General features: G+C 52.2%; 21 protein-coding genes. 8 read left to right on the top strand and 13 right to left on the bottom strand.

Translation table 11 applies throughout. The features are described 5' to 3' along the window. Positions 1 to 662 precede the first annotated feature (662 nt). Complete coding sequence (locus P2W70_RS11545) at positions 663 to 1,874, top strand: DUF763 domain-containing protein (RefSeq protein ID WP_276481614.1); 1,212 nt, start codon at positions 663 to 665, stop codon at positions 1,872 to 1,874. 107 nt (positions 1,875 to 1,981) lie between these two features. Here P2W70_RS11545 and P2W70_RS11540 read toward each other — a convergent pair whose 3' ends face one another. Both P2W70_RS11540 and P2W70_RS11535 read right to left on the bottom strand, forming a co-directional pair. Further along, positions 1,982 to 2,884, bottom strand: a complete 903-nt coding sequence (locus P2W70_RS11540; protein ID WP_276481613.1) for a glycoside hydrolase family 43 protein — start codon at positions 2,882 to 2,884, stop codon at positions 1,982 to 1,984. A 53-nt stretch (positions 2,885 to 2,937) separates the two neighbouring features. Next, the gene (locus tag P2W70_RS11535) at positions 2,938 to 3,468 is read right to left on the bottom strand and encodes an SRPBCC family protein (protein WP_276481612.1); all 531 of its coding nucleotides are present in this window, start codon (positions 3,466 to 3,468) and stop codon (positions 2,938 to 2,940) included. A gap of 242 nt (positions 3,469 to 3,710) precedes the next feature. Here P2W70_RS11535 and P2W70_RS11530 point away from each other — a divergent pair, with 242 nt between their 5' ends. The 7 genes from P2W70_RS11530 to P2W70_RS11500 all read left to right on the top strand — a co-directional run bounded on the left by P2W70_RS11530 (position 3,711) and on the right by P2W70_RS11500 (position 11,407). Continuing rightward, entirely contained in the window at positions 3,711 to 5,237 is a 1,527-nt protein-coding gene (locus P2W70_RS11530) for a sulfatase family protein (protein ID WP_276481611.1), read from the top strand. A 138-nt stretch (positions 5,238 to 5,375) separates the two neighbouring features. Beyond that, complete coding sequence (locus P2W70_RS11525; protein WP_276481610.1) at positions 5,376 to 6,221, top strand: aldo/keto reductase; 846 nt, start codon at positions 5,376 to 5,378, stop codon at positions 6,219 to 6,221. A 171-nt stretch (positions 6,222 to 6,392) separates the two neighbouring features. Continuing rightward, entirely contained in the window at positions 6,393 to 7,406 is a 1,014-nt protein-coding gene (locus P2W70_RS11520) for a lipid A deacylase LpxR family protein (protein WP_276481609.1), read from the top strand. Positions 7,407 to 7,462: 56 nt separating this feature from the next. Next, positions 7,463 to 7,846 carry a hypothetical protein gene (locus tag P2W70_RS11515; RefSeq protein ID WP_276481608.1) on the top strand — a complete coding sequence of 128 codons (384 nt, stop codon included), beginning with the start codon at positions 7,463 to 7,465 and terminating at the stop codon, positions 7,844 to 7,846. 2 nt (positions 7,847 to 7,848) lie between these two features. Further along, a complete protein-coding gene (locus P2W70_RS11510) occupies positions 7,849 to 8,667 on the top strand; it encodes a sterol desaturase family protein (RefSeq protein WP_276481607.1) in 819 nt (272 codons plus the stop codon). Positions 8,668 to 8,759: 92 nt separating this feature from the next. Then, on the top strand, positions 8,760 to 10,007 hold the full coding sequence (locus P2W70_RS11505; RefSeq protein ID WP_276481606.1) for a cation:proton antiporter: 1,248 nt from the start codon (positions 8,760 to 8,762) through the stop codon (positions 10,005 to 10,007). Positions 10,008 to 10,054: 47 nt separating this feature from the next. After that, positions 10,055 to 11,407: a sulfatase family protein gene (locus tag P2W70_RS11500; RefSeq protein ID WP_276481605.1), complete on the top strand. Its 1,353-nt coding sequence runs from the start codon at positions 10,055 to 10,057 to the stop codon at positions 11,405 to 11,407. A gap of 304 nt (positions 11,408 to 11,711) precedes the next feature. Here the strand turns inward: P2W70_RS11500 and P2W70_RS11495 are convergent, their stop codons facing one another. From P2W70_RS11495 to P2W70_RS11445, 11 genes are all read right to left on the bottom strand, one after another. Then, complete coding sequence (locus tag P2W70_RS11495) at positions 11,712 to 12,071, bottom strand: SnoaL-like domain-containing protein (protein WP_276481604.1); 360 nt, start codon at positions 12,069 to 12,071, stop codon at positions 11,712 to 11,714. Positions 12,072 to 12,213: 142 nt separating this feature from the next. After that, on the bottom strand, positions 12,214 to 13,158 hold the full coding sequence (locus P2W70_RS11490) for a hypothetical protein (protein ID WP_276481603.1): 945 nt from the start codon (positions 13,156 to 13,158) through the stop codon (positions 12,214 to 12,216). Next, positions 13,142 to 14,062, bottom strand: coding sequence for a hypothetical protein (locus P2W70_RS11485; protein WP_276481602.1), 921 nt, complete (start codon positions 14,060 to 14,062; stop codon positions 13,142 to 13,144). The genes P2W70_RS11490 and P2W70_RS11485 overlap by 17 nt, the downstream gene beginning before the upstream one ends. 16 nt (positions 14,063 to 14,078) lie before the next feature. Further along, positions 14,079 to 15,011, bottom strand: a complete 933-nt coding sequence (locus tag P2W70_RS11480; RefSeq protein ID WP_276481601.1) for a hypothetical protein — start codon at positions 15,009 to 15,011, stop codon at positions 14,079 to 14,081. A gap of 65 nt (positions 15,012 to 15,076) precedes the next feature. Next, positions 15,077 to 16,090 (bottom strand): bile acid:sodium symporter family protein, encoded by a 1,014-nt coding sequence (locus P2W70_RS11475; RefSeq protein WP_276481600.1) that lies wholly within the window; start codon positions 16,088 to 16,090, stop codon positions 15,077 to 15,079. Positions 16,091 to 16,434: 344 nt separating this feature from the next. Beyond that, a complete protein-coding gene (locus P2W70_RS11470) occupies positions 16,435 to 16,752 on the bottom strand; it encodes a hypothetical protein (protein ID WP_276481599.1) in 318 nt (105 codons plus the stop codon). A 160-nt stretch (positions 16,753 to 16,912) separates the two neighbouring features. Continuing rightward, positions 16,913 to 17,782 (bottom strand): helix-turn-helix domain-containing protein, encoded by an 870-nt coding sequence (locus tag P2W70_RS11465; RefSeq protein WP_276481598.1) that lies wholly within the window; start codon positions 17,780 to 17,782, stop codon positions 16,913 to 16,915. 30 nt (positions 17,783 to 17,812) lie between these two features. Continuing rightward, positions 17,813 to 18,712, bottom strand: a complete 900-nt coding sequence (locus tag P2W70_RS11460; protein ID WP_276481597.1) for a LysR family transcriptional regulator — start codon at positions 18,710 to 18,712, stop codon at positions 17,813 to 17,815. Between the two features lie 166 nt (positions 18,713 to 18,878). Then, positions 18,879 to 19,238 (bottom strand): STN domain-containing protein, encoded by a 360-nt coding sequence (locus tag P2W70_RS11455; RefSeq protein ID WP_276481596.1) that lies wholly within the window; start codon positions 19,236 to 19,238, stop codon positions 18,879 to 18,881. 191 nt (positions 19,239 to 19,429) lie between these two features. Beyond that, positions 19,430 to 20,830, bottom strand: coding sequence for a RagB/SusD family nutrient uptake outer membrane protein (locus P2W70_RS11450; protein ID WP_276481595.1), 1,401 nt, complete (start codon positions 20,828 to 20,830; stop codon positions 19,430 to 19,432). A gap of 9 nt (positions 20,831 to 20,839) precedes the next feature. Next, the gene (locus P2W70_RS11445) at positions 20,840 to 24,304 is read right to left on the bottom strand and encodes a SusC/RagA family TonB-linked outer membrane protein (protein WP_276481594.1); all 3,465 of its coding nucleotides are present in this window, start codon (positions 24,302 to 24,304) and stop codon (positions 20,840 to 20,842) included. Position 24,305 lies beyond the last annotated feature (1 nt).

The following is a 24,305-nucleotide window of genomic DNA, read 5'->3' as shown; positions in this document are numbered from 1 at the left end:
TCACCTGTGCAGTGACAGAAAACCGGCAGTGGACTGCCAGGGCATTGCCAGCGCTATCACGCGCCTCGCTGCCCGTCCACGGCTATAGGCGCAAACTATTTATAACTGAATCAGGCATTAACTAACCGATAGCGGTAAAACGGAGCATTTTGGCGACGCTGGCAATCTTTTCGGACTTCAAACATCTTTCATTCAATTAATTTCGTATATTTACGGGTAAGCATTTGCGCTTCAGTACGTTACCTGGATTTACGCTGATTGCCTGCTATATGCCTACACATTGCCTAAACACTGGGAAAACATTGCCTGCTTTCATTGAGCAGCCAGGCAATGCGTAGGCAAGCTGTAGGCGATACGTAGGCAATGTACTGGTTTATATGGCTATAACTGTGACCATGGCTGAACTTGTTATTGCAGGACGAGCCAGTTAGCTGAACGATCAATAAAAGTATACAACACATATACTTTTGCCACATGAAAGGGAAATTTGAGCCCTAAAGATACCGAAAGGAATAGTCTGCCATACGTGCTATCAGGCAACAAAAACCGTAGACAAATCAGGCTTTTTGTTATTTGTTTGATGCCTCCCGGGTTGTTGGTCCCTCTGCATGCAGCCCACGGGCACACCAGCCCCCTGCCCCATTTTCCGTACCTTTATCGGCATGAAACGTTCGGGTTCTGCAGACCTGCCCCTGCATTATGGATATGTGCCAAAATGGTTGGCGGAAAGAATGGCCTCGCTGGGACTGGCGATCACGGAAACCATCCTGGCCGATTATGGCAAAGAAGAAGTATTACGCCGCCTCGCCGATCCTTTCTGGTTCCAAAGCCTCGGCGCCGTCATGGGCATGGACTGGCATAGCTCCGGCATCACCACCTCCGTGATGGGCGCCCTCAAACGCGCCATCAATCCCCACGGCGCTTCCTTGGGCATTTACATTTGCGGCGGTAAAGGAAAGTTTTCTACCGAAACACCAGCCGAACTGGCCCGCCTCGCTGAAAGTACCGGCCTTGATGGCCACGAACTGGTACATGCCAGCAAGCTCAGCGCCAAGGTCGACAACACAGCCGTTCAGGACGGCTTTCAACTCTACACCCACAACTTCATCGTGAGCGATACCGGTCAGTGGACCGTGGTACAGCAAGGCATGAATCCCGGCAGCAAAACGGCCCGCCGCTATCACTGGCATTCGGCCAATGTGCAATCTTTCGTAGAGGAACCACATACCGGCGTCTGCGGCATCAGCCAGGGCGACATCCTCAACCTCACCGCCAACGAAGCAGGCACCACCCGCCAGGGCATCCTACAGATCACCGGTGAAGACCCGATGCAAATGGTGCGCGACTTCCAGCGGCTTATCATGCCTAACCACCACGAAGTACATGCTAAAGACGTAGACCTGAAAAGACTCGGCTCCGTACTCTGGGTGGCCCATGACCGTGGGATCAACAATTTCGAGGAGTTGCTGGCTTTACAAGGCGTAGGCCCACGCACACTACAATCATTGACGCTGGTGAGCGAGGTGATACACGGCACACCGTCACGGTTCCGTGACCCGGCCCGCTTTTCTTTTGCGCATGGCGGTAAAGATGGCCATCCCTTCCCCGTACCGGTGAACGTGTACGACGAGACCATCAGCATCCTGCAAACCGCCGTACAAAAAGCGAAGATCGGCAACAGCGATAAGGCGGAAGCCATTCAGAAACTACACGAGATTGCCGCAAGGGCCGAGAAAGATTTTGTACCCAATGACAACTTCGATGCCCTGGTGCAACAGGAAAGAGACGAGTCATGGAAGTATAGCGGTAATACGGTGTTTGGGGAAGCCAAGCCCCCGCAGAAGCCGAAGTCGGATCAGTTGTCGTTGTTTTGATGCGGAGCTACAGGTTGACTTGCACGTGCCCGACAAGTTGATTTGCACGTGCCAAACAGGTTGATCTTCATCGGTCAATTGCTTTGTGAGGCAGCTGACGGATCAACTCACAGCACTTCCTGCACCCCTTCGGTCGTCATGGCTACGCGCTTCATCGTTCCATCTTCAAAATAATAGAGGTCATCCACACATACGGAGCGGCGGTGACTGCCACCTTCGGGCAAGGCGCCATTGTGGTAGAAGAAATAAGATTGCCCTTTGAATTCGATGACCGCCGGCCTGTTGGTGGCACAATTGCCAGCGATCTCATTGAGAATGCCTTTGTATTCCCAGGGGCCATCGATGTTGCGGCTCATGGCATAAGCCACCTTCTCCGGATAACCATAACCATACGATAAGTAATACCAGCCATTGGCGTGGTGCAGGTGCGCCCCTTCGGTAAAACCGGGTAAGGGCACCCGCTGTATGGGACCATCGATGGATAGCAGGTCGGCGCTGAGTCGTGCCGCATAACAAACCGTGTTGCCCCAGTAGATATAGGGGGCACCCTGCTCGTCGATAAGTACGGTGGGATCGAGGTTGGCTTTTTCGAGGTGCTGGTCCGGTATCATGTCCTGGGTGATCAGGGCCGAACCTTTTGCGTCGGCAAAAGGTCCGGCCGGATGATCTGCCACAGCGATCCCGATCGCTTTGCCTGGAATGGTGGCGTGCGTTACCGACACGAACCAATAGAACCGGTTGTTGTATTCAATGACCTTAGAAGCATAGGCATCGCCACTGGACCAGGTAAAATCGGTGGCCTTCAGTAAGGCCCCATGATCTTCCCAATCGATGAGGTTGGCCGAGGAAAAACAATGCCAATCCTTCATCACATAATCGTCGACACCTGCGGGCGGTTCATCATGCCCGGTATAACAATAAAGTTTCCCCTGGAAGCTGATCACCGTAGGGTCGGCGGTATACAGGTGGCGAATGATCGGATTGCCGGCAGGTGTTACATTGTTTGTCATGGTCGGATATTTATCCTACCGATGCAACATAGGTGCCAGCCCGTTGATCCCAATTAATTGCTTTCCGATTGCTCCTTCAGGTTGTTCAATCCATTCTGGAACATATCGCCCAGGCTTCCCTTCATCAGGTTGCCCATGACGTTCATCGGGTATTTATATTCCGATTCGAATCCCCAGGTTACATTGGTGGCATTGCCGGCAGGGGTCAGTTTGATATAAGTATCCGCTTCCCCTTCGAAGGGTTTTATAAAGTGCAGGTGCGAATCAACACGCTGTCCTGGCTCCAGTTTGGTAATGGTTTGCGTACCCTCGCCTACTTTCTCGCTTTTCCAGGCATAGGAAGAGCCGACAGTGCCCGATTGACCCGAATAAGAAACGACCGTATTGGGATCTTCTTCTACAAAGGGACTCCATTTATGGCAGGCCTCGAGGTTATTGACGTGCTGCCATACCTGCTCACCTGTCGCATTGATGGTGATGCTTTTTTCTAGTGCGACTTTCTTCGGCAGCATGAGGCCGGCAATCAATACCAGCACGATCAGCGATAAAAGAATGATGCCGGCAATCTTGAAGAACTTTTTCATACAAGTTGTTTTAGGTTATAAAAAGGTAGTCTGTGTTTGTAGCTGCAAGGTAGAATTACCCCACAACATTTTCAGGGGGACATTCTGACCTTGTGACGGGCCGTTTGCGACTTCACTTAGGTGCCTTCATAAGCCCTTTCTGCAAGCTGGCCGCCGCACAACCGGTTGCTCAAATTAATCGCAGTATACTACCAACGATCTGGAGCATAGATCGTAGTTTCATCAGTCAAAACTACCTGGTCATGATCCGACTTTCATTCACCTGCCTTACGGTCTTTGTATTATGCACGGCAACGGTGCTGGGGCAGTCGCGCGACAAGCCCAATATTATCATCATCATGACCGATGATCTTGGTTACGGCGATCTGAGTTGTTATGGCGCCACCAGGATCCAAACGCCCCATATCGACCAGCTGGCACGCCACGGATTGCGGCTCACCAATGGCCATGCCACTTCCGCCACCTGTACACCTTCCCGGTATGCACTGATGACAGGGCAATACCCCTGGCGCAGGAATGGCACCGGCATCCTGCCGGGCGATGCAGCACTGATCATAGAGCCCGGTACTACCACGCTTCCATCAATGCTGCAAAAGGCCGGATACAAGACGGGCATCGTGGGTAAATGGCATCTCGGCCTGGGAACTACAGTAGAGAAAAACTGGAATGACCTTGTGAAACCCGGACCACTGGAAGTAGGTTTCGATTACTCCTATATATTTCCGGCCACCGCCGACCGTGTACCTACTGTGTTCCTCGACAACCAACGGGTTGTAGCGCTCGACAGCAGCGACCCCATACACGTCAGCTATAAAAATAAGATTGGCACAGACCCTACCGGAAAAGAACACCCTGAGCTGCTGAAACTGTTGTCATCACCCGGTCAGGGACATAACCAGACTATCGTCAACGGCATCGGCCGCATAGGCTATATGAGCGGCGGCAAAGCTGCCCGCTGGACGGATGAAGAATTGTCGACAACCTTTCTGGCGAAAGCCAAAGCCTTCATCGACACGAACCAACGGCATCCTTTCTTCCTGTACTTTGCCCTTACCGAACCACATGTGCCCCGCATGCCAGCCACCATGTTCAAAGGTAAAAGTGGACTGGGGTTGCGGGGGGATGCCATTTTGCAGCTCGACTGGACTGTTGGGCAGCTGCGCCAGCACCTCGTTCAGCTTGGCCTTGAAAAAAATACGATCATCCTTTTCACCAGCGACAACGGACCTGTACTGGATGATGGCTACCAGGATGGCGCTGTAACCCAGCTACAGGGACATACACCAGCCGGCATCCTGCGCGGCGGCAAATACAGCGCTTTCGAAGCCGGCACCCGCGTGCCCTGGATCATGTATTGGCCCGGTCATATCAAACCCGGCGTCAGCGATGCATTGGTTTGCCAGGTCGACCTGCTGCATTCGCTGGCACGGCTTACCCAACAATCCTTCGGCAAGGAAGACGCTCCCGACAGCTTCGACGCCTGGGATGCGCTAACCGGCAAGTCTGCTAAAGCCCGTTCTGTGCTGGTAGAGCAAGGCGGTGCATTTGCCCTTGTACAAGATAACTGGAAGTACATCGAACCCCGTAAAGGACCAGCCATCCTGGAAGGTGTGGATATAGAATCGGGCTATAGTGAAGTTCCCCAACTATACGACCTCACCCATGATCCGCGCGAGCAAACGAACCTCGCCACTACCCATCCTGCTACAGTAAAGGCATTGCAGGCGTTGCTGGAGCAGATCAGAATGGCCGGCCGTACACGACCTTAGCGTATGGCGACTGCCCCAACACCATACCCGCCTATTTGAATCTTACAAGAAATGCATTGAATTGCGCAAGCGATCGACTGAACCACCCTGCCTCCCTGGTTGTAATTTTATGTATACAGCATCTAAAACGATTTCATCATGAGTACACAAACAATTTCAACTACCTGGAAACTGGGTGGCACACTGAACATAAACAGATTGGGTTACGGCGCCATGCAGCTGACCGGAACCGGCGTTTGGGGAGAGGTCAACAACCGCGAAAACGCCAAAAAGGTATTGCAGGCTGCCGTGGCCGGCGGTGTTAATTTCATCGATACGGCGGAAGCTTATGGACCGAAGCTCAACGAGTCATTGATCGCCGATGCCCTGCATCCCTATCAAAAAGGCCTGGTGATCGCCACGAAGGGCGGCTTCGACAGAACGGGCCCAGGTCAATGGATCCCCAAAGGAACCCCCGAGTTCATCCGCAGCAATATCGAGGGCAGTTTAAAACGACTAAAAGTCGATACCATCGACCTCTGGCAGTTGCACCGGTTCGATGCCAACGTACCCGTCGAAGAAACCCTGGGGCCGGTGGCGGAGGCCGTGAAAGCCGGGAAGATCCGGTATGTGGGCCTCTCGGAAGTAGGCATCGAACAGATCGAGCGGGCGGAGAAGATCGTTCCCATCGTATCCGTACAAAACCGGTATAACCTGGGCGACCGCCAATGGGAGCCCATTCTGGACTACACCATCAAAAGAAATATGGCCTTTATACCCTGGTATCCATTGGCTTCCGGTCCGGAAAGCTTGTCGGACAAGATCAACCACATTGCCCGGGTGCACAATGCCACCACGGCCCAGATCGCCCTGGCGTGGCTGTTGCGTCGTGCAGAGAACATCTTGCTGATACCCGGTACCAGTTCCATCGGCCACCTGCAGGAAAACCTGGCTGCCGGTGATATCGTGCTCAGCGACGCGGAGTTCGAGGCGCTATCGAAATAAAAATATACACCACCGTAAAGGGGGCTGCCTGACCAGGTGGCCCCTTTTTCATGTCGTGTTTATGAAGTTTCGACGGCAGAAAAACAAATTCCATTCATCAACCGTTGTAACGGAACGACCAGTCACGTACCTTCGGACAGCCTGGAAATAAAGCACTTATTCAACATCAGTATGAAGCGGATTTATTGGCGTTTATGGATCGGTTTGCAACTCTTGCTGCCTGCCACCCTGGTCAAGGCACAAGAGGCGCCCGTGAACCGGTACCTGATCCGGGTATACGAAGACAATGACGCTATGAACCTGTTTGACCCGGGCAGCGACCAGGGCTATACCAACGGCACGCGGCTCGACTTTTTCTGGGTACCCCGCAAACGGCCTTTTCTCGCCGGACTTTTCCCACAGGCGGGCCCCCAAAGCACGAATACCCATAGCTGGAGCCTGATGCACCAGATGATCACCCCCGACAACATTGTACGGCGTGTGCCCGACCGGGAGGACTTCCCTTATTCAGGCGGCCTGTTCATTACTCGTGGCCTGCATTCGGCCAATGCCCATCGCCGCCTGGCGTTGCAATCGGAATTATTATTGGGTGTGATGGGGCCACCAGCCATGGCCGAAGGCTTGCAGAAACTGATACACCGGGTTATTGCTGCCCAACCACCCCGCGGCTGGGACTACCAGAAACCGACAGACCTGCTGCTCAATTACAATTTCAGTGTCAGTCAACAATTGAGCCGACCAGCTCCTGGCTTCGAATTCATCGGTGTGGGGCAGGCACAGGTGGGTACGATGCAAAACAGCCTCGCCGTATCGGGACTGATGCGCTTTGGTAAAATGAATCCCTATTTTGACGGGCTGATCCCGCAATTTTCGATCGATAAGCGCCGCGCCAATCGTTGGCAATTGTATTTTACGGTGCAGCCCGGTATTGAGTGGATGATCACCAATGCCCTGCTGGATGGCGGCGTGTTCAACGACAAGCCCTCCAAGGGCGCGGAAGCCGCCGGCCCCTATGATGTTCCTATTACCCTCGAGCGCCGCAAGATCCTGGGTCACCTCGACCTGGGCGCCGTATTGACCCATGGTAATTTTGGCGCCTCTTTCACCCAACGCAGCACCACCTCAATGTTCAAGGGCATCGGTGGACAGGGATTTGGCAATGTATCGGTGTACATCGCCTGGTAAAAATTCCTTTGTGTAATTTTCCGGGAGTTCGCATCTATCCGGTAAATACGCCACGCATGCTGCCAAAGCTATCCAAATTGCTCACCCTTATTTGCTTTGTTCTTTTCATCGGCTTGTTCTTATCGTACCGCACCGGCCACCTCGACCGGATGTTGTCGTTTGCCGATAACACGGCGCCGGTGCTAACGACTGACACGCTGCCACAAGCATACAAAGATTCACTGGCGCTAGACTTCTTACAGGATTCACTTTCTCCGCCCAATCGGTTATCCACCTCCAAAAGCATCATACTGATGAGAACGCCCAATCCCGTGCTCAGGGACAAACTTCGTGCAGACACTGCCCGGCTGCGGCGGGTATGGCGTAGTCGGGAGCGGCTGCTTATTATACAGGATAGCGTAGAGCGGGAAAACAAGGCCTATTATCGTCAACGTCACTAGTTATGTATTGGCTACAACTCTTACTCGGCACGGGCGTTAGCCTGTTTTTTCTGGCGGTGGTATTTATACCGATGGAAAAAGCTTTCCCGGCCAAGCCGGGCCAAAAGATCTTCCGGCCGCAATGGCTGCTGGACCTGTGTTATTTTCTCGGGCAGTATTTACTGTGGAATGGATTGGTGCTCTGGGCGCTCAATTACGTGGAGCAATGGTTGCAGGGCATTTTGCCAGGCACGCTGCGCGCAACAGTTGCTCGCCAACCCATCTGGTTACAGTCGATCGAAATATTACTGCTGAGCGACCTGGCTATCTATTGGGGGCATCGCCTGCAACACCGGGTGGAGTTTCTCTGGCGTTTTCACAAGGTGCACCACAGCGCTGAGCATATGGATTGGCTGGCGGCGCACCGCGAACATCCACTAGATTCGATCTATACGGTGGGACTGATCAACCTGCCGGCGATGTTGCTCGGCTTTAACCTGTCGTCGCTCGCCGCTATTGTAGCCTTCCGGGGCATTTGGGCCATCTATATTCACTCCAATGTTCGGTTGCCGCTGGGGCCTTTGAAATACCTGATCGGATCACCCGAAATGCACCACTGGCACCACGACGTGGAAAGGGACCGGGGCAACTACGCCAACCTGTCGCCGCTGATGGACCTGTTGTTTGGTACGCATTACTGTCCGCCGCACGAGCCCGAACAATTTGGTATCAAAGAAAAGCTGCCCGCTGATTATGTGGGCCAGCTGCTGCAACCGCTACTGCCCAGCGCGCCTCCAAAAACAACAGATAATCAACCGGATACATCGCTGGCCAACAGCTGATCTTATTCAATTCTAATATCATTCTAAGTTAGTGCCCCCTGCGTGCTTCGTATCTTTGCGCCTTTTAAAGGAACAAAGAATCGACTTGTGCCATGGAATTATACTACTCCTTTTCTGTCCTGATCGTACTGGCTTCGTTTTTTGCTTATATCAACCTGCGGGTATTGAAGTTGCCCTCGTCTATCGGGGTCATGATCATCGCGATGATCAGCTCGATCCTGCTGGTTATTGGTGGTAGCTTGTTTCCCAAGTTCTTCACGCACTTCTCTACGTTGCTGATGGATGTGGACTTTACCGAAGTGTTGATGGGTGCTATGCTCAACTTCCTCTTGTTTGCCGGGGCGATCCACATCAACCTGAAAGCACTGAAGGAGCAGAAAGCCCCGATCATCGTGTTCTCTACGGTAAGCGTCTTGATATCGACCTTCGCGATCGGGTTTATCCTGTATTATATTTTTAAGTTTTCCCATATCGACCTGCCCTTCATTTACTGTTTACTGTTTGGCTCTCTCATCTCCCCGACCGACCCTATTGCGGTGCTGGGCATTCTCAAGAAAGCCAATGTGCGCAAATCGCTGGAAGTAAAGGTGGCGGGCGAATCGCTTTTCAATGATGGCGTAGCGGTCGTCGTGTTTGCCGTGATCCTGCAACTGGCACAGGGTTCGGAAGTCGATACTTCATTCGGCAGCGTGAGCTGGTTGCTGGTAAAGGAAGCGGCGGGTGGTTTTGTCCTGGGCGCTTTGCTGGGGCTGGGTTCTTCCAATGCCATCCGCAAGATCGACGACTACAATGTGACCGTGTTGATCACGCTGTCGGTGGTGATGGGTGGTTACCTGATTGCCCATGCCATGCATATCTCGGGTCCGCTGACGATGGTAGCTGCCGGCATTGTGATCGGCAACTACGGCAAGCGTACGGCCATGTCGCCCACTACGAAAGATTATGTCAACAAGTTTTGGGAGCTGATCGATGAGATCATGAATGCGATCCTGTTCCTCTTCATCGGGTTTGAATTGTTGCTGATTCCCGACCTTAATAAATACTGGGTAATGGGCAGTATCGCCATCGTGGTGGTATTGCTGGCCCGCTTTATTTCGATCTGGCTGCCGGTGAAGCTGATCCCTTTCCGCAACAAGTTCAGCAGCGGCACCATTAAGATCCTGGTATGGGGTGGCTTGCGTGGTGGGGTGTCGATTGCGCTGGCGTTGTCGATTGACAATGGTCCCTACAAGCAGGCGATCATTGCGATTACTTATTTCGTGGTGGTGTTCTCCATCATTGTGCAGGGGTTGTCGATCGGCAAGGTGGCCAACAAGGTGTTGTCGAAGGAAGAGATATGATAAAAGGTTGTGCTGCGATGGCCCGTAATTATGGGTTACCTTGCGGCATGAAGTTTTCTACCTTACTGGTCGCCGGTCTGCTGATGGCTGGCGCTGTCCGGTCGCAGACCCGTCCCAACATCATCCTGGTGTTTGCCGATGATATGGGGTACAGCGACCTCAGCTGTTTTGGCAGTCCACTCATCAAAACGCCTTTCCTGGACAGGATGGCCAACCGTGGTATCAAGGCCACTAATTTCCTGGTCGCTTCTCCTACCTGTAGCCCTTCCCGCGCTTCTTTACTGACGGGTCGCTATGCGACGCGGTTTAATTTGCCGGTGCCGATTGGTCCGGGTGCTCCCAATGGCTTACCCAATGAAGAATTTACGCTGGCAGAGTTGCTGAAGCAGCGCGGCTATCATACGGCCCTCGTGGGCAAATGGCACCTGGGCGATAAACCGGAATACCATCCCAATGCGCAGGGCTTCGACCAGTTTTTTGGCACCCTCTATAGCCATGATTATCGTCCGCCCTATGTGAAGACGGATACGGTGGCGCGGATCTGGCGCAACCGGGTGCCTGCGGTTATTCGTCCGGAAGACTCGACACTCACGGAGACTTACGCGCAGGAAGCGATCAAATACATCAATAGTCAGTCGAAACAACAACCCTTCTTTTTGTACCTGGCGGAGAACATGCCGCATTTGCCGTTGGCGGTGCCCGCGAAATGGAGGGGCCGATCGGCCGGTGGCTTGTATGGCGATGTGGTAGAGCAGCTGGATGAGAGTCTGCGCCGCGTGTGGGCTGCCGTGGAGGCGAAGGGAATGGCCAACAATACCATCTTTATCTTCACGAGTGACAATGGTCCGTGGATCGGTTTTCCCGATCGCATGCTGGGCGATGGTTATACCAAACCCTGGGATGTGGGCACCACGGGCATCTTCAAGGGGCAGAAAGCAAACACCTATGAAGGTGGTCACCGCGTACCGTTTATCTTTTACTGGCAGGGTCAGGTAACGGGTGGACGTACGATTACGTCACCTGTATCGTCACTGGATGTATTCCCCAGTATTGCCGAATGGATGAAGTTGCCGCTGCGGACGGACCGTGAGTATGATGGTCAGTCGGTGGTGGACTTGTTGACGGGCAAGAAAGCGGCGATCGAACACCGGCCGATCTATTATGTGCACAACCAGGCACAGGCGGTACGGGTGGGCAAATGGAAATTGCGGGTGACGGGTGCGGGCAACAACAGTGTGACGGAGTTGTTTGATATGGAGAATGACCCGGGCGAGCACCACAACCTGGCGTTGACGCAGCCCGATGAGCTGGAACGATTGCAAAAGATACTGGATGCTTTTCCCGGTATGAAGCCGGGGATCCAATCGACGGAGCAGCCGGGTAAGGGAAGACTACAATAATGATACCCTCCCTCTACGAATACGGTACGGGTCGGGTACGGCGGGTATAGTAACGACCCATTGGCAGACACCGGACAATCCTATAACCATCCATCAGCGGACGGCTCTATATGTGCTCTATATGTCTTCTGTATCTGCTCTATATGTGCTCTATATGTTTTTTACGGCCCTAGCTGTATAGTAAAAACGGGAAGCATGATGAATCGTGCTTCCCGTTTTTGTTTCTGATTTAAAAATGCTGCGGGCATTCCAGTCGGCCATCGTCTTCTTATAGCCTCGATGCCTGGTTGCCTCGTTGCTTTTTCTACATGATAAACTCTTCCCGGATCACCTTGCCGTCCTGCACGGTGTACACGCACAGTTCTTTCATGGGCATGCGACCACGGCCTTTCATGGTAGCATCCATATCGAGTACACAGGCAAAGGAGTTGCCGGCAACAATGGGATCAGACACCTTGATACTGTGCATGGTGTCTACCATGTCGTCAAATTTCTTTCCTTTTGCCAGGATGGCGGGTAACCCATTGGTTTCTTTTTCGAAGGCGGGACTGGCTTCTGGCTCTACGCTGACGGCATTGTCGGCGTACAATTCCTTTTGGGCATTTTCCCAATCGCCTTTGCGGCAATAAGCGACGAGCTTGTCTGCAATCTGTTGAGTTGTCATGGCAATAATTTGTGCACTTTGCCGCAAAAAGCGCGCCTGCCTCCGGGCGTTTTGTTGGTGGGTGCCCATAACTATTGATCACCAGTCTATTTATAGATCGATGATGTATTCGACGGTTCGGGTTTGTGTGTGAAGTTGCCCATTATGGCACGATCGCATATTCGATCATTTTTGTCAGACTATCCCTGACACCATCCGGCCTTTCGAAACTGATAACGACTGGCAGGATATACTTTCCAGGTTTGCCAGTGGCGACAAATGAATACTGCGCTACGCCCTCTTGATCAGCATTGCGCGCCACGCCGTTTATTGCGATGACCGGTTTACGTGACAAGCCAAACTCCCCGATGCCTGCTGTTATTTCGAGGGACTGGCCCGCTTTTACCGCGCTGCTGCTTGCATGAGCGAGAACACTAACCTGAGAAAAATTATTACACCCAATCGCAGTTTGTGCGATGCAATATTCTGTGATATCATAAGCTGTGCGATTTACTGCTGCCTCCAATATTACAAATACCTCTGCGGGTTTAGTAACCTCCTCAAAAGACAATAAGTAATGCGACATAGATATTGGCACAGTATCTCCAGGCAGCAATTTGAACCGTTGCGCAAATTGGCGGCTACGACTTGCCCCGTCTTTCTTTACTTGCCGGCAAAACCCTGAATAGCCTGAAAGGCTACTGGTATCAAAAGTATTCAACACTGTATCACGAAACTGTACCAATTGTTGGTAAATGCTATCACTAACCTTTTCCAACCATTGCGCTTTCGTATCTTCTACGTTTTGCGCCTGGCGTTCCAACTTACGCAACCATACTGATAACCGGTCAGCCTCCTTCTGCACGGCGAGCGCCTTAGGCAGCCATATGTCAAATTTGGCACTAACATAGTACCTGTTGGCCTCGACCTTCATATTCAGGCAAGCATTTTCATTGGCCATAGCCAGCAATTGCGATGACTCCCGCAGGCCTTCGATCAGTGGATTGGTGGAAGCATGGCGCTGACGGCAGCCCACCAGCATTAGCAACAACGCACAGCCTATCCATTTGGCTAGCCTTAGCCACCATCTTTTAACGAGCAACGGCATATTGTATGTTTTTTGTCCAGGTAAGTAAGGTGCTATCGGGGCGCAGCCAGGTGATCGAAACCGGTACGGTATAACGTCCCGGCTTGCTCTTGGCTCTTATTGACAGGATAACCTCGCCTTCGTGGTTGCTGGCCGCCACCGTTGTATCGATCTGTACCCTGACCGATCTCGCTGTCACCGTTTCACCAACCCCTGCCATCACCCTGGCGGAGTCTCCCACCCCCACGTGTTGACATAGGAATAACACCATCGGAATATCCCTGCCGAACCCACACAACCCGTGCGAGGCAGACACCTCTCCAAAGGCTTCATAGATCCTGCTTTCTATCATTTGAATATCCAACAACAACAGATCGAGCAGTCGCTGTATGGCCGCAATATTTTTACTCCCCGCTAACACATCTATCCGGTTTAGCGTACGTTTCCATTGACCGGCCTCAGCAGGCTCACTCCACCAGGTCCTCATCAACGTATCGATGTCAGCCACTTGCCTTACATAAGCCTCCCGATACCTCCAATAAGGTGCCTGGGCGGTATCCAGCAACAAGCCGATGGTCACCTCCCTGTAGTGACTGAATTGGCGCGCCAGGTCCTCTGTATACTGTGTTACAAAAGGCGCCGGCTTCATTCCCCCGACCTGCTCACGCATCCACTGCACGGTAGTGACGAGACTATCCGTTACTAGCTGATACCGCCTGATTTTAGGTCCCCAATACAACTCCCGGCTATTAAAACGTGCCTCATTGTATTGTTTACGCTGATATACCTGCACCTGGTTATTGATGTTTTGTATCACCTGTCTGCTTTCTTCCAATGATCGTGCGGTATGTACGATTGCGTCCTCTACCTCGTCATTGCCGCAGCCGACCTGCGAAGCCAGTAAGGCGACGACAAGCATCTTCATACCCACAGGCAAAAATTTAGCGCTCCACATAGTAGGTCAGCTTTTTATAAAGTTTATTGGTATCCCCACCAGGATTGACATATTTTACATCTACAGTTACCTCCCGTTTGCCGGGTGACGCTGCCAGGAAGGCGTGTGAGTAAACCCCCTCACTATCTTTCTCCAACAGGGTATCTCCCACTTTCAGTATCATATTTTTCAATGTCCGATAGCCATTAACACCAACTGTTACCCGGATGCGCTCCCCTGGTTGCACACGACTGCGGTCCATTATAATTAGTGGGGCGTAGTGAACCTCAGGCTTTTCAGGTGGCGACACTACGGCCCACCAGTCATTCAACAGCGCATATTCTGCCTGCAGTAAGTCATTTTTCAATGTTTTTAGTTGGAGGGCTGCTATCGGGGTCGACACACCATCGACGTACCTGCCGGCCCATTGAGCTTTGCTGATCAATTCGAGGGCACTGCTGTCTTCCAGCAATCCCATAGTCGTTAGCAGTTTTGTCCGGAATGTGTTGCCGACAACTCGCAAAGGTCCGTGGAATATTCCCAGTTGTCCTGTATCGGGAACCTGTAAGATCGAAACCACCCGGTCGGCATAAGCCAGAATACTGTCGTATAAAGACGCTCCTTCGCTTCCATATAATCGATCGCGCCGGGCCAGGTCCTCCAGCAAGTCGATTTGCTGCAACGGGGTTTTCGACAAGGCGTCGACCTGATTTACCCGAGGGGCCAATGCGGTAAAAGCTGCTACTGAATGTGGATCATTGGCAGTCGCCTGAAGTGAGGCAAGGACATACTTATTTTGTTCACTGAAGTAGTCAATCGTTTCGCTGAGCCGGTGATCGGCCAGCCCTAGTTGAGGTGACACCCCTCCCTCCCGGCATCCAGCCAGCAACACATGAAGAATAATTACGGCAGGACAAAGCAGACGATTGGTTAACGCCATGGAACCATAACGGCCTATACCGGCGTTTAGTACAGGCCATGCCGTTGGAAGTAGCTATAAAAATGTTAAATGACCTTTTCAGCCTGCTTGCGCCGGGCCATACCCTGTGCAATAATACTCACGGCAATTAATTGTAATGCGTGGTACAGCATGATTGGCAACAGTAATATACCCGTCAGGGGGCTATTCATGAAGATGACCTTGGCCATGACGGTACCATGAATGATCGATTTTTTGGAGCCGCAGAAGGTGGCCGTAATCCGGTCCTCCCGGTTGAAGCCCAGCAAATGGGCCATGTACCCGATCAGGTAATAGACGACCAGGAACAAGGCCAGCATACAAACGCCCAGCAGCAACAATTCCAACATCCCCAGGTTGCTGAACATATCCTTCTCGAACGACTCGCTGAAGGCCGTATAGACAATGGCCAGGATCGTGAGCTGATCGAAATACTTGAGTTGCTTGTTGTATTTGCCCGCGACCTGGCCCAGCTTGGTAGGGTTGAGCAGCAGTCCCAATACGACCGGCAACAAGATCTGCAACAACAGCTTGACGATGATATCGCTCATATCCACACTGTTCTGTTGCCCTTCCGTAGCAATGCTCATCCACACCGGGGTAATGAAGATGCCCATCAGGCTCGATATACTGGCATTGAAGATGGCCGCCGGAATATTGCCTTCCGCAATCGACACCATCACTACCGAGGATGAGACTGTAGAAGGCAGGGCTGCCAGAAAAAAAGTACCCAGCCACAATATATGCAGATCACCCTGATCGAGCCAGGGACGGAGTGCCAGGATCAACAAAGGAAACAGGATGAACGTTCCTGCCTGTACCAGGATATGCAGCTTCCAGTTGCTGAGGCCAGCCACCAGTTTGCTGCGGTTCAACTTCAATCCATAAAAGAAGAAGATAAAGGAGATGCCGATATTGGCGATCGACGAAATGGAGAAAGGGCCGTCGGCCACACCGGGTCCCGGCCATTGTGAAGCCAGTACAATCATGCCGATCAACGACAAAATAAACCAGTCTAACCCTGCCTTACCCATAAACTGCCTGATCTTCTGTACCATCATGGCTGCAAGATAGTACGCCCTGGCCAAATCCGCCCCGCAACAGCCCGGTCTGGCTTTCCACTACCACATCGACCGCCCGCCCGGGCCCGTGGCGTCCCTACTTTTCCGGCGCTATTAGAAACGTATTAGAAATCCATCACAAGCATCGATTCAACCAGCCACAATGCTGGAGCCTGTTGAGCAGCCTTGCCCGGAAACCATATACCTTCAGCGAATACCGCTAGGGCCTAAAAACCTCAGGAAACCCTACCCGTAACATTGGATGTACATAGTCGACTCAATACAAACGCCGCAGCGTGTTGCGCTGCGGCGTTGCCGTTTAGCTTTCCTTAAAAATGCACCTTTTACAGATCGATGTTGAATGTTTGCTGTATCCATCCTGTTGCAAAACCCGCCACCACGAGGGCAATCAGCAGTAATAATACGATGAAACCGGCGCCTACCCCTCTTCGGCGTGGAGGCGCTGCTGTATACGTGGGTACGGTCTGCAGCTCGCTGGTATTGGGCTTGCGCGCTTTTATCAGTAAACCCGAATGTCGGGCAGTAAATACATCTGCTTCGGCCTGGTTATAAACAACCTGCTCGGCCACAAAGAGATCGTCGCTACCTGATGGCTGGTACGCCTGTACCACCACGGGGAACTCACCTGGCTGGATTGTCATAGTTAACGTTTACCCATCACCACGCAAATCGACTGCCATCCTTATTTCTGTTGAATTGTTTGCACACAAGGGCTGTCATCGCGTAAAACTAATTGGGATAGCGTGTACTATGTATTCGTGGAAGCCTGTCTACAGGCCCCATCAGCGGGGGAAAACGCCACTACCCTATGCCCCCACTGAATGATACAAGTGTATTGTTGAAATGATGTCGCTTGATGTCGGAGAAATTCCTGCCGGCTGTTTTTTTGAAGTACCGGCTAAAATGGGCATTGTCGTGAAATCCTAGGCTATACGCTACTTCTTTCAAACTAGCCCCCTTGAGTTTGGCCTGGCGAACTGCCTCCAAGACGATGCGTTGGCGTATATGCAATCCCACCGACTGACCGGTGGCCTGCTTGATCGTACCGTTGAGGTAGTTGGCCGTTACCGATAGCAAGGCTGCATATTCCGACACCTTTCTTTTAGTCATGAACTTCTCTTCCAGCAATGCATTGAATTTCCTGACCAGCATATGCTGGCTGACATTGCCCGACACCGGCACAAAGCAATCGGTTGCCCGCATCAGGTGCAACACAAATATATTGAGGAACCCGCCCAGTATATGTAAACTGAATCCCGGATGGTAACAATATTCTGCATACATCATATCGCACAACTTCTCCCCTTCCCGTAAGAAAGAAGCACCTGGCTGTATGGCTTCTCCCCGGAAAACCAATGCCTGAAATGCCGAGAAATGGGAACAGTAGCTTTCCTGTTCGCCGCTATACAGCATACTCTTACTAAAGCGGATAACATACCCTTTGACATCGGGATGCAGACTGACCTCGCCCTGCTTGTGCCGTAACCGGCTGTACAAATGGTTGGCATCCAGCGACACGTCTGATCCGCCGCCATGCACCATTATCTTCCCCTTCAATACCAGGTAGATCTCGATAACACCAGGCGGCGTTGCACCAGGTTCTGCGTAGTATAATTCGTTCAACGGTTGTATACTGAAAAAGGTCTGTTTTTCGAAAATAAATGCAGTCATAAAAATATAGTTTGAGGTGACATCAACCGATTATCCGGCCCAGGTTCTGGTGAGCAATTGCTCCAATTGTCGGATCTCTTTTGCATGGATGGTTTTCTTTCGTTTGCCGAAATGCAAGGTATTCTCGACATGCGGATCACCTTCCCATACCAGCTTGACGGTTCCCTGCGCCACTTCTTTGCGGCAGAGAAAATCGGGCATTACCGCAAACCCTTTTCCATTGCGCAGGCAACGTAAAATGGAGCAGCAATAAGGCACTACATAATTGGGCTTCACATCGGGCAGGCTATCGAAATTCGACAGCCAAAAACTTCTCAGGTGTTCCATATCTGCGGTGGTGGTATACCACACCTGTTCTTTCAGCCATTGCCGGATGGCGGTGCGGTCGTTACCAAGTACATGCTGTTCAAAAGTGCCGGTATCTGTTTCACTGCCGCAGACCAACACCAGTCGTTCGGTGGTGAAGGCCGTGTATTCAAGATTGGGTTGCCAACCTTTTTGCGGCGTCAATATAAGGTCCAGCTTGCCACTGTCCAGGTCGTGCACCATCTGCGGGTATTCACCGAAACGGAGGATCAGGTTGAAAGGTAATTGAGCCAGGTGTTCTTCCAGCGTAAACTCGAAGGTTTCAAATCCCATCCCGACCCTGATGGTTGGCTTCTCCACGATTGAATTGCGGTGAAAGGTCTGCTCGGCCTCCATCAGCCTGTTGACCGGTTCGATGATCCAGTTGTACAGTATGGTACCCCGCTCGGTAGGCACCATCTTTCTGGTTTCGCGGTCAAACAGGCGGTATCCTGTATAGGTCTCGAGTGAGCTTAAATGTAAGCTCACGCCAGGCTGGGAGATAAACAGCACCTGCGCTGCAGCCGACAGGTTGCCGGTCTCATAGATCGCTTTGAAGGTTCTAAACCATTCCAGATTCAGCATATAAGTATCAGTTTTTTCAAAAACAAAAAGCTTCCATGCAGGCGGCTTCCGCCGCCTGTCAGCATCGTTGAACAGTAAATCAAGGTTTATTACAACCAGTAACGGGTTGTAGCAGTATTGGACCTATGCATTTCATTGGTGGATCGTAAAGCAGACAGCAGTATCCCTATTCTTCTTTAAAAATGATAACGGTTCCGCTGCTTACGCTGAAATCAAGTCCCTGTCCCTGCAAACAGATCTTCAGTACTTCTTCGACCGGCATTTGATGTACCTCCAGTGTAACCGGCCGGGCGGTTTCGAGTAATGCACTTGGGTAGAAGAATTCGATGCCCGTTTGTTTCCGGATCTCCGCCAATACTGTTTCCAACGGCATGTTCTCACCAGCGATACTGACACGCTGGGAAATGATCGACGAACATACCTGCACCAAGGCAACTGTCAATAAAAAAAGTACCCCTTTCATCAACAAGCTTATGTTGCGCAGTATTGGGCGCGCAGGCCTGCTGGCTCCTGGATCATTGGACATATTTCGCACCGGTTTCGGTTAACAATGTAAAGGCCTCGTTGTGGGCATAGCCATACACCGAACCCGCTACCAGCATGATCTGCTCCTCCAGCTGGATAAAGTTTTTGAACCCATATATATAATAAACGTCGCCCGGGAAGGATCGACCCCCTCCGGTTGTCACTTTCTTTGAAGAAATAAAAAATGACTCATTACCGGGCCGGGTAGCCGGGATTTTGAACCAGGAATGGATTGAGCTGCAACTCGCGTTGTGGCACGGGATACCATAGACTGGCGGGTTGCCAATCAGGCTTCAGTACACCGAGTATTTCGTCTGCCCTGGTGCGGGAAGGATTTACAAGGCCGGGCCACCGCCTGAGATCGAACCAACGATGCCCCCACTCGGTACATAACTCTACCCGTCGTTCCTGCTCCACCGCCAGCATACATTGTTGCTGATCCAGGGAAGCGGATAATGCCAGCAGGCCCGCACGTTCGCGGATGATATTGAGGTCTGCAATGGCTAAGGCCGTGTTGCCCAGTCGGCTATTGGCTTCGGCACGTATGAGGTACTGTTCGGCCAGCCTCAATACGATGTAATATTCGTTCGATACCGGATCGTTGTTGTCAGCAAGATTTTTGTATTTACACGCTGTGGTAAATGATTGCCCCAGCAGGGGCTGGTCTGTCACCCAGGCCTTACGCCGCAAATCACCCGGCTCAAAGGCGGCGGCCAGTTCACGCGTTAACATCGTAGGTGTACCCAGGTATATCAGGGCGTCGCCCACAGGCTCCATCAGCTTGTCTTTTCCTGGCATCAGTTGCCAGATGGTTTCTTTGCCAGTCCGCAGGAATAAAGCGGCTGGCTTGGGCAAGGGCGTATACAAATTGCTGTTGATGACTGTACTGCTTAGCGTGACTGCTTCCCCGAACCGGCCCTGGTACAGGTATACCCGTGCCAGCAATGCGTGGACGGCCATGAGGTTGGGGCGAACCCTGTCCGTGCCCGCGTAGACCACTGTCAGTAATGACTGAGCCTGTACCAGGTCGGCGATCATTTGGTCGTATACCTGTTGGCGGGGAACGCTTTTGGCCACCTGGTTTGCTTGTGCATCGGGGGTTGTGATGAGGGGGATAGCATCTCCCCAGGTATTGACGAGGTTAAAATAGGTGAATGCCCGGCAAAACATCGCCTCGCCCAACAACCTGCTTTGCTGAGGTTGAGAAAGTTTGGTGGCTGCCTGCAGTCCTGCGATACAGGTATTGATGGTAAACAGGCTACTATATCCCTGGCTCCACATGGTTCTGACATCGTTATCCGTATACGTCAGGGTATTCGCTGCAAAGTAATCCGGAAAAAATGATTTCCATATTGCTTCGTCTGCCGAACGGGCAGTATTATAGGAAAGACCACTCCATTCAAAGTGTCCCTGCCTGTTCATATTGTTGTAGATCCCTGCTACGGCAGCCTCCGCCAATGCGCTGTCACCAAACATGTCATCGATGGTTGTTTCGTCGGACGGGGACACATCCAGTAGTTTATTACACGCCGTCAGGCCTGACGTCAGCAGCAGCCATATTGTTGTCACATACACCAGTTTGCTCGTACGCATAACAAGGGGTTATAAGTTGATGGTTAAGCCACTCACCAATAACATCCGGAGCGGAAGTTGTGTGGTAAGGCCAGGCTGCTCAGGGTTAATACCCCGGTACCCGGATAGTGGAATAAAGGCCAGGTTTTCTGCCCGTGCATATATACTAAATGCCTGAATACCTGTTTTGCGTAGCCAGGCCGATGGCATGCCCACCGTCAGCGTTGCATTTTTTATGGCGACATACGAGGCATCGTTCCAGTAGATATCCAATGACTGAAAGTAGCTCACACCTGCCGCATGAAAGGCGCCTCCTATCGTTGAGTCCGCCACGCTATGCCAGCGCGGGTCATTGATCACGGCCACGGGTTGGTTACTCAACGATCCTGCCGGCAGCAGGCCCGGATAGGCGGTGCCCTGCATATTGGTGAATCCCTTTTGTTTGGCAACAGCCAACGATGCCGACAAGGAAATATTCTTCCAGGAAATGCCTGTTTGCACACCGCCGGTAAATGCCGGATAATCGCTCACTTTTACCGGCACCGCCCGCGCATTGCGGTCGTTGGGATCGACCACCGAATAAACACCTGTCTCTTTTTGCAGAAAGGCGGGATACAGGGATTGATAAACCAACGGTTGCCCAATGTCGTAGAAGCTTTGGAGCGGTGAATTTTCAAGCCCAGGATAAGACAGCAGTTGATTGCGGTTGGCGGCTCCATTCACCTGCACATACCACTGCCAGCCTGCCCGATTGGGCTTTGACGCATAATCAATGATGGCTTCTATGCCCTGGTTCCTTACCTTAACAGGCGCATTCGCGTAATAGGTCTCAGCGCCGGTCACCGTACTGACCGGTTTGGAAATGATTTGATTGCCGGTTGTTTTTTGATACCATTGCAGGGATACTTTCAATCGCTGGTCTTTGAACAGGTACAGATCGATGCCCAGGTCAAGGCCAACAGACTGTACCCAACCCAGGTAGGGATTGGTGACACGGGTCACCGAATAGGTATTGATGCCCTGGTAATTGCCATAGGTGGTATAATAAGCATAAGGCGGAAGGGTTCCCCAATAAAAATCGTTGGCCGGCCTGTAGGTAGACAGGTATGCATTGGGAATGGCACTTTGTGTACCGGTAATCCCGTAACTGCCCCGGATCTTTCCAAAGCTGATGGCCGGTAGCTGCCTGATCCAGGACGCTTTCGTGAATATCCACCCCAATCCCACGGAGCCGAAATTACCAAACCGGCGGCCGGGGCCAAAGCTACTCGAACCATCGCGCCGCCCCGAAAGGTCCACCAGTATTTCATCGGCATAGCGATAAGACAACCGCCCCAACGCTGCAATGGATTTACGTTCTACGGCCTCGCCTGTTTTTATAACAAGGGCAGCACCAGCTGTTGAGTTCATCTGGTCATCTGCCGTATACCCGCTGGCATCTTCAATGGTGCCTTCCTGGTCATCCGATTGAAATCCGCCGCCTGCCAGTAACTCCAGGTGGTGCCGCCCCCACCGCACTTTATAGCGCAACTCTGGCTCTATGCTGAGACCGGTATGCTTGTTGTGTCCAAAACTCGCCTGCCGTATCAATGCATAACGCGGGTCATTGGCCGACGAAGGCTTCGTGATGGTTTGTGTACCCTTGCTATCGGCGTAACCAGCATTTACCGCAAAGACCAATGACCGGATCAGTTCGTAAGATACTTTCGTACGTACAAACAAGGTGGTTCGCTGGTCCTGAAAATGCTCCGCCAGCATGTTAAACGGATTGTTGTCACCTACGACCTCTCCCGCGCGCGCTTGCCACCAGCCCTTGTAGTTGACATCGCCTGCTGAGTCGAATATAGACGGCGCATCAGGTGCCAGGAATATATAGGGATCGGGACTGCGGGAAGGTTGCCGGGAGGCAATGGTTGAAAAGGTTGCTGATGTCGTCAGCTTCAGCCGGTTGTTGGCAGAGCGGGTCGACACACTGCCTGAAAAAGTAGCCCTGCTGTCCCGGAAGGCCGGTGTAGCACGGGCATGCGGATAGGAGGATGTAAAATGGTTGTAGTTGGCAGACAGCCGGTACACAGTAGTCTTGCGACCGCCCGACAACGACATGCCTGCATTGTAAACCGGGGCGCTGCTTAGCAATTCGTGTTGCCAATCCGTAGTGCGTGTGGTATCCCATACCAGCATATCATAGGCATTGAGTGCATCCGGCTTATTGCTTCCGTTCACGGGCAGCCCTGCGGCTATTGAATTGTTCCAGCCCTCCCGGCGCATGGCCAGGTATTGTGGGGTACTCAATAGGTTGAGCCGGCGCGCGGGCGCATTGATGCCTGTATTAACGGTCACCTGGAAGGATGTTTTACCGGGCTTCCCTTTTTTAGTGGTGATCATGATCACCCCATTGGAGGCACGGGACCCATAGAGGGCTGTGGCTTCCGCATCTTTCAGTACGGTGATGCTTTCTACGTCGGAAGGATTGAGCCAATACAAGGGGTCGCGGTCGCCTCCTGCTCCTATGAGTCCGGAGAGTGGATTGGTCAGCAGGTTTTTGTCAATATCGGTTACCAGGTCGGGCGCGGTGGGCAGACCATCGACAACGACCAATGGTTTGCTAAGCGTATGTACCACATCGGTACCTGCAGACAGAATGGCGCCAAAAGTGGGAAGTACATTGACGCCCCGCAAATTCATCTTATAGCTGCTTCCCGGGTTACTGCCGTTTTGCCGGACATACAAACCAGGCACCCTGGCCGCCAGCGCCTCCACGACATTCAGCGAGGGCGTTTTCTCTATTTCCGCCGCCCGGATGGTGGTAATATCACCGGTACGAAACCGCTCGGAAGTAGCACCATAGGCCATCACGACGGATTCGTCGAGTGCATGGTCGGCTGGTTGCAATGTCAACTGACCGACATTCGTTTTACCGGCCAGTGCCACCTGCAGTTCTTTCAGTCCTACAAAACTGATGGTCAATACATCGGTCAGTTGGGGCGCTTTCATTTTCAGGATAAAGGATCCGGAGGGATCTGTCAATGTTCCCGTCCGGGTGCGTCCCAATACCACCGAAGCCATCTCCACCGGTGCTCCATGACTGTCTACTATCCGCCCCCTGATCTCCACGAATGGATCCTCTTCTACCGGCTGCTTTTCGGCCGGTACATTGTTTTGTGTTCTATAAATAATGATCGTGCCATTGCTGATGCTGAAACCCAGTCCCTGCCCTTGCAGGCACAAGGTCAGGATGCCTTCTACCTGCATTGGTTGATCGGGTAGCGATACCGGGTGTGCCTGCTTGAGCAAGACGCTTGGATAGAAGAATTCAAGCCCGGTCTGTTTGCTGATCTCCGCAAATACCTGTTCGAGACGAAGGTCTTTACCGGCAATACGTACCTGCTGGGAAAATGCCGGTACCGATGACATCAATACGAGGCCCAGCAACAACAGGTGAATACGCCTGGTGCCGGAAAGTTTGCAACGCATAAAAGGAACAGGAAGGGTCATT

Source organism: Paraflavitalea pollutisoli, assembly GCF_029360705.1.
Taxonomy (GTDB): domain Bacteria; phylum Bacteroidota; class Bacteroidia; order Chitinophagales; family Chitinophagaceae; genus Paraflavitalea; species Paraflavitalea pollutisoli.
The sequence above is the reverse complement of the archived record's forward strand: the minus strand, read 5'-3'. Positions and strand labels throughout refer to the sequence as shown.

What these genes read in the sequence shown, in the direction of transcription:
- P2W70_RS11545 (WP_276481614.1), top strand. Translation starts at nt 663, where the DNA reads ATGAAACGTTCGGGTTCTGCAGACCTGCCCCTGCATTATGGATATGTG.
- P2W70_RS11540 (WP_276481613.1), bottom strand. Translation starts at nt 2,884, where the DNA reads ATGACAAACAATGTAACACCTGCCGGCAATCCGATCATTCGCCACCTG.
- P2W70_RS11535 (WP_276481612.1), bottom strand. Translation starts at nt 3,468, where the DNA reads ATGAAAAAGTTCTTCAAGATTGCCGGCATCATTCTTTTATCGCTGATC.
- P2W70_RS11530 (WP_276481611.1), top strand. Translation starts at nt 3,711, where the DNA reads ATGATCCGACTTTCATTCACCTGCCTTACGGTCTTTGTATTATGCACG.
- P2W70_RS11525 (WP_276481610.1), top strand. Translation starts at nt 5,376, where the DNA reads ATGAGTACACAAACAATTTCAACTACCTGGAAACTGGGTGGCACACTG.
- P2W70_RS11520 (WP_276481609.1), top strand. Translation starts at nt 6,393, where the DNA reads ATGAAGCGGATTTATTGGCGTTTATGGATCGGTTTGCAACTCTTGCTG.
- P2W70_RS11515 (WP_276481608.1), top strand. Translation starts at nt 7,463, where the DNA reads ATGCTGCCAAAGCTATCCAAATTGCTCACCCTTATTTGCTTTGTTCTT.
- P2W70_RS11510 (WP_276481607.1), top strand. Translation starts at nt 7,849, where the DNA reads ATGTATTGGCTACAACTCTTACTCGGCACGGGCGTTAGCCTGTTTTTT.
- P2W70_RS11505 (WP_276481606.1), top strand. Translation starts at nt 8,760, where the DNA reads ATGGAATTATACTACTCCTTTTCTGTCCTGATCGTACTGGCTTCGTTT.
- P2W70_RS11500 (WP_276481605.1), top strand. Translation starts at nt 10,055, where the DNA reads ATGAAGTTTTCTACCTTACTGGTCGCCGGTCTGCTGATGGCTGGCGCT.
- P2W70_RS11495 (WP_276481604.1), bottom strand. Translation starts at nt 12,071, where the DNA reads ATGACAACTCAACAGATTGCAGACAAGCTCGTCGCTTATTGCCGCAAA.
- P2W70_RS11490 (WP_276481603.1), bottom strand. Translation starts at nt 13,158, where the DNA reads ATGCCGTTGCTCGTTAAAAGATGGTGGCTAAGGCTAGCCAAATGGATA.
- P2W70_RS11485 (WP_276481602.1), bottom strand. Translation starts at nt 14,062, where the DNA reads ATGAAGATGCTTGTCGTCGCCTTACTGGCTTCGCAGGTCGGCTGCGGC.
- P2W70_RS11480 (WP_276481601.1), bottom strand. Translation starts at nt 15,011, where the DNA reads ATGGCGTTAACCAATCGTCTGCTTTGTCCTGCCGTAATTATTCTTCAT.
- P2W70_RS11475 (WP_276481600.1), bottom strand. Translation starts at nt 16,090, where the DNA reads ATGATGGTACAGAAGATCAGGCAGTTTATGGGTAAGGCAGGGTTAGAC.
- P2W70_RS11470 (WP_276481599.1), bottom strand. Translation starts at nt 16,752, where the DNA reads ATGACAATCCAGCCAGGTGAGTTCCCCGTGGTGGTACAGGCGTACCAG.
- P2W70_RS11465 (WP_276481598.1), bottom strand. Translation starts at nt 17,782, where the DNA reads ATGACTGCATTTATTTTCGAAAAACAGACCTTTTTCAGTATACAACCG.
- P2W70_RS11460 (WP_276481597.1), bottom strand. Translation starts at nt 18,712, where the DNA reads ATGCTGAATCTGGAATGGTTTAGAACCTTCAAAGCGATCTATGAGACC.
- P2W70_RS11455 (WP_276481596.1), bottom strand. Translation starts at nt 19,238, where the DNA reads ATGTCCAATGATCCAGGAGCCAGCAGGCCTGCGCGCCCAATACTGCGC.
- P2W70_RS11450 (WP_276481595.1), bottom strand. Translation starts at nt 20,830, where the DNA reads ATGCGTACGAGCAAACTGGTGTATGTGACAACAATATGGCTGCTGCTG.
- P2W70_RS11445 (WP_276481594.1), bottom strand. Translation starts at nt 24,304, where the DNA reads ATGACCCTTCCTGTTCCTTTTATGCGTTGCAAACTTTCCGGCACCAGG.